The organism is Actinoallomurus acaciae (assembly GCF_042429965.1).
In the GTDB taxonomy this organism is placed as follows: Bacteria; Actinomycetota; Actinomycetes; order Streptosporangiales; family Streptosporangiaceae; genus Actinoallomurus; species Actinoallomurus acaciae.
In genome coordinates, this window is record NZ_JBHLZP010000869.1 from 1 (window position 1) to 4,059 (window position 4,059).

The window sequence follows — 4,059 nt, forward strand, 5'->3', positions numbered from 1 at the left end:
TCGCCGACGTGCGCGCCGCGGCGCGGGCCGGGGCCACCGACGCCGCGGCGGTCCTCAGGGCGCGAAAGGGGCACCGCCCGGTGCCGGACGAGGTCTGGCGACGCCTGCGAACGAGCGCCGACGACCCCGACTACACCCACGGCCTGTACGACCGGCTCGGCCCGGCCGGCACCGCCCGGCTGATCGCGGCGGCGGGCAAGGACCACCGCGAAGACGTCCGCATCTCACTCGGCGTGGCAAGCCACCACATGACGCTGGATGAGAGGTGGCTGCGCGCGATGCTCGACGAGGCGCTCCACCAGGGCGTACGCGACGAAGCGGTCGAGCTGCTGTCCCAGGCCGGGCTCACGCACCGCACCCGCGTCGCCCTCGGTCACCTGGGCCTGACCGAGATGGCGGAGACCGCAGGCTCGGGGACCGGGCACCCGGCTCCGCCGCACGAGGCGATGCTGACGCCCGCGGCCGACGATCCGCACGTCGCGGTCGAGCTGTACTCCCGCCATCCGGAGACCCTCCACCGCGCGCTGGCCGACGGACCACGGTCGGAGGCGCTGACCCGGCTGGTCATCCAGGCGACCACCGCCCACGACGCCGACCCCGCCGCCGTACGCGCCAACGCCGAACGCCTGGCCGCCTTCGCGGCGGGGCGCTCGACGGAGACCCCCGCATGACACCCGGAACCGCGCCGTGAGCGGGCGCGGACGACACGCGGTGCTCCCAGCCCCGGCGAAGGAGGGTCCTTGAGCACCTATCCGCCCTCCCCCGCCACGCTGCGCTCGCCCTCCGACCCGCCTCCGCCGGGCGGCACCCAGCGGCCCAACCCCGCGTACGCTGAGCTCTACAACGCCTACCGGCGGGCCTTCGACAGCGCATCGACCCTGGAGACCGTCCTCGACCCACCCGTACGCACCGTCGGCGACGCGTGGGTCGGACCCGCCGCCCGCACCTGGCAGGGCGAGCTGGAGGCTCGGCGCGGGCAGTTGAAGAAGGCGGCGACACAGATTCTGTGGGACATTTACGGCGCACTCTCGAAGGTTCCGCCGTACATCCCCAAGTGAGGCACGTGAGACCAGCATTCAGGGCCCGCCGCGAGGCGTCACCGCAGATCCGTGAGATCGACCGCCGTGGTTTCCTGCGGCGCCTCGACGCGCTGCTCGCCACCTACGAAGCGGCGATGCTGCCTCCACCAGGGCAGATGCCCGGCCGGCACATGATCATGGAGCGGCACGCCGGGTACCCGGCGTTCCGCGCCTTCATCGCCGAGCGCTCCCGGAGCGTGATCGGTTTCAGCTACGGCTTTCACGGCGAGTCCGGGCAGTGGTGGCACGACGTCGTGCGCGCCGAGCTCTTCAAGATCGGTGGCGAGGAGCACGCGCGGCACTGGCTGGACGACACGTGGGAGGTGGCCGAGCTGCACGTGCATCCGGCGGCGCAGGGGCGGGGCCTGGGCCGCGGGCTGATCACCTCGCTGTGCGCGGGCCGGACCGAACGCACCATGGTGCTGTCCACGCTGGACGCGCAGACGCCGGCCCGCAATCTGTACCGCTCGCTCGGCCTGGTCGACCTGCTGACCGACTTCCGGTTTCCCGGAGGCGGTCCGGCCTACGCGGTGATGGGCGCCGAGTTCCCGCTGAGCTCGAGGCGGGAGTAGACCTCACGCGTCGCGGTCGACTTGTTGAACGTGATGAAGTGGATGCCGGGCACCCCTTCGGCGAGCAGCCGCCGGCACAGGTCGGCCGCCTGGTCGATGCCCAGCCGCCGGACGCTCTCCGGGTCGTCGCCGACCGCCTCGAACTGGGCGGCCAGCTCCGGCGGGAACGGCGCCCCGGACAGCTGCTCGGACCGCTCGATCGTGCTGAGCTGCGTGACGGGCATGATGCCCGGGATGATCGGCACGTCACACCCGGTCGCCGCCACGCGGTCGCGCAGCCGCAGGTAGTCCTCGGCCTGGAAGAACATCTGCGTGATCGCGTAGTCCGCTCCGGCCTGGCATTTACGGACAAAGTGCTGCGTATCACTTTCGATGTCGGGCGACCGCGGATGCTTGTACGGGAACGCGGCCACGCCGACGCTGAAGTCGCCCGCGGACTTGATCAGCCGGACGACGTCCTCGGCGTACTCCACACCGTCGGGATGGCGCACCCACTCCCCCATCGGGTCGCCGGGCGGGTCGGCAGGGCCAGCAGGTCGGTGACGCCCACCGCCGCGAACCTGCCGATGAGCTGCCGCAACTCCGCGACAGAGTGGTTGACCGCGGTGAAGTGCGCGACCGGGGTGAGCGTCGTGTCGGTGGCGATCCGCTCGACGATCTCCACCGTGCGGTCGCGGGTGCCACCGCCGGCGCCGTAGGTCACCGAGACGAAGGTCGGCTGGAGCACCTCGAGCCGGCGGATCGCCTGCCAGAGGTTCCGCGCCCCCTGCTCGGTCTTGGGGGGAAAGAACTCGAACGAGAACGTCGTCTCTCCGGCGGCGAGTACTTCCCGGATGGTGCGGCGGCGGGCGATCGTCATGAACCACAGGGTAACGGGACCATCCCCGAGGGCCACTAGTCTCGATCACGTGGACGCTCGTGAAATTCGCAAAACGGTCGACGAGGCGCTGTACGGGTTCGTGGACCACCGGGGTCCCATTCTCGGCGCCGTCTCGGCCGACCTGACGCCCCTCCTGGACGCGCTCGACGCGCTGCTGTCGGGCGGCAAGCGGCTGCGCCCGGCGTTCTGCTACTGGGGCTGGCGGGGCTCGGGCGGCGGCGACCTGCCCGAGTTCTTCACCGCGGCGGCGTCACTGGAGCTGCTTCAGGCCGGCGCGCTGATCCACGACGACGTGATGGACGGCAGCGACACCCGGCGCGGGATGCCCGCCGTTCACCGGCGGTTCGAGGCGCTGCATGCCCGGTCGGGCTGGCGCGGCTCGGCGGAGGGGTTCGGCACCGGGGCGGCGATCCTGCTCGGCAACGTGTGCCTGACCTGGTGCGACGAGATGTACCAGGGCAGTGGCCTGACCGACGAGGCACTGACGCGCGGGCGGCCGCTGTTCAACCAGATGCGTACCGAGGTGATGTGCGGGCAGTACCTCGACCTGCTCGGCCAGGCGCGCGGCCCGCAGCCGGACGGCCGCGCGATGGTCGAGTCGGCGCTGCGGGTCATCCGGTTCAAGAGCGCCAAGTACACCGTCGAGCGCCCGCTCCAGCTCGGTGCCGCGCTCGCCGACTCACCGTCGGTGGAGGCCCTCTCGGCGTACGGCATGCCGGTGGGCATCGCCTTCCAGCTGCGCGACGACGTCCTCGGGGTGTACGGCGACCCGGCGGAGACCGGCAAGCCGGCCGGTGACGACCTGCGCGAGGGCAAGCGCACGGTGCTGATCGCGCTGACCCTGGAGCGCGCCTCGGCCGCGCAGGCCGCGGCCGTGGAACGGCTCCTCGGCGACCCGGAGCTCGACGCCGCGGGCGTCGAGACGCTCCGCGAGATCATCGTGACGACCGGGGCGCTGGACGCCTGCGAGGAGATGATCGACCGGTACGCCGCGGAGGCCTCCGCGGCGCTGGCCGCCGCCCCGCTGACCTCCGACGCGCGTGCGGCCCTGTCGGAACTCACCGTGGCCGCGACCGCACGCACCGTCTGAGCGACCGCCCTGACCTGCCGCGACGCCCTGAAGGCCGGCTCCGCCGGGAACGTTCCGTACGCCCGTGATCAAGCGTTCGCCGGACAAGGCGATCTTGCCCGGTTAAGAATGAGGCATGACCGACCGAGCGTCCGCATGAGCACGGATGTCAGCAGTATGAAACTGGCCGCCGCAGAGCACAGGCGCGTCGTGGCCCGCGAGTCCGCGCGGGCGCGTCCCCGTCCGGCGTCGCGACCTCCCCGGCGTCCGCGGCGTCGCCGCAGCCGTCAGCTCGTCGCCGCGCTGGCTCTCGTCATCGTCGCCGGGTTCCTCCTGGGCCTGGGTCTGCCGATCCACCCGTAGCGCCCGCCCTACCAGTGCGGAGGACGCTCCTCCAGGAGATGGGCGTCCTCATCCGGCGTGCGCCACTCGCCCCAGCCGGAGTCGGTGTCGTCACTC

At 72.2% G+C, this 4,059-nt stretch carries 5 protein-coding genes and 1 pseudogene; 5 read left to right on the forward strand and 1 reads right to left on the reverse strand.

From position 1 onward, the window contains the following. The 3 genes from ACFFNX_RS48240 to ACFFNX_RS48250 form a co-directional block, all read left to right on the forward strand. The coding region (locus ACFFNX_RS48240; protein WP_378213156.1) for a hypothetical protein at positions 1-671 on the forward strand (671 nt) is incomplete at its 5' end. 69 nt (positions 672-740) lie between these two features. Further along, positions 741-1,058 carry a hypothetical protein gene (locus tag ACFFNX_RS48245; RefSeq protein ID WP_378213157.1) on the forward strand — a complete coding sequence of 106 codons (318 nt, stop codon included), beginning with the start codon at positions 741-743 and terminating at the stop codon, positions 1,056-1,058. Positions 1,059-1,063: 5 nt separating this feature from the next. Beyond that, complete coding sequence (locus tag ACFFNX_RS48250) at positions 1,064-1,651, forward strand: GNAT family N-acetyltransferase (RefSeq protein ID WP_378213158.1); 588 nt, start codon at positions 1,064-1,066, stop codon at positions 1,649-1,651. Here the strand turns inward: ACFFNX_RS48250 and metF are convergent. Then, a pseudogene (gene metF / locus ACFFNX_RS48255) lies at positions 1,603-2,510 on the reverse strand (methylenetetrahydrofolate reductase [NAD(P)H]). The gene ACFFNX_RS48250 and the pseudogene metF sit on opposite strands and share 49 nt — an antisense overlap. A 49-nt stretch (positions 2,511-2,559) precedes the next feature. On the opposite strand from metF, the gene ACFFNX_RS48260 reads away from it, so the two are divergent. Continuing rightward, positions 2,560-3,621, forward strand: coding sequence for a polyprenyl synthetase family protein (locus ACFFNX_RS48260; protein WP_378213160.1), 1,062 nt, complete (start codon positions 2,560-2,562; stop codon positions 3,619-3,621). Positions 3,622-3,756: 135 nt separating this feature from the next. After that, positions 3,757-3,963, forward strand: a complete 207-nt coding sequence (locus tag ACFFNX_RS48265) for a hypothetical protein (RefSeq protein ID WP_378213161.1) — start codon at positions 3,757-3,759, stop codon at positions 3,961-3,963. Positions 3,964-4,059: the final 96 nt, after the last annotated feature.

Bases quoted from the DNA above. Each gene is read 5' to 3' on its own strand.
- ACFFNX_RS48265 (WP_378213161.1), top strand. From the start codon at position 3,757: ATGAGCACGGATGTCAGCAGTATGAAACTGGCCGCCGCAGAGCACAGG.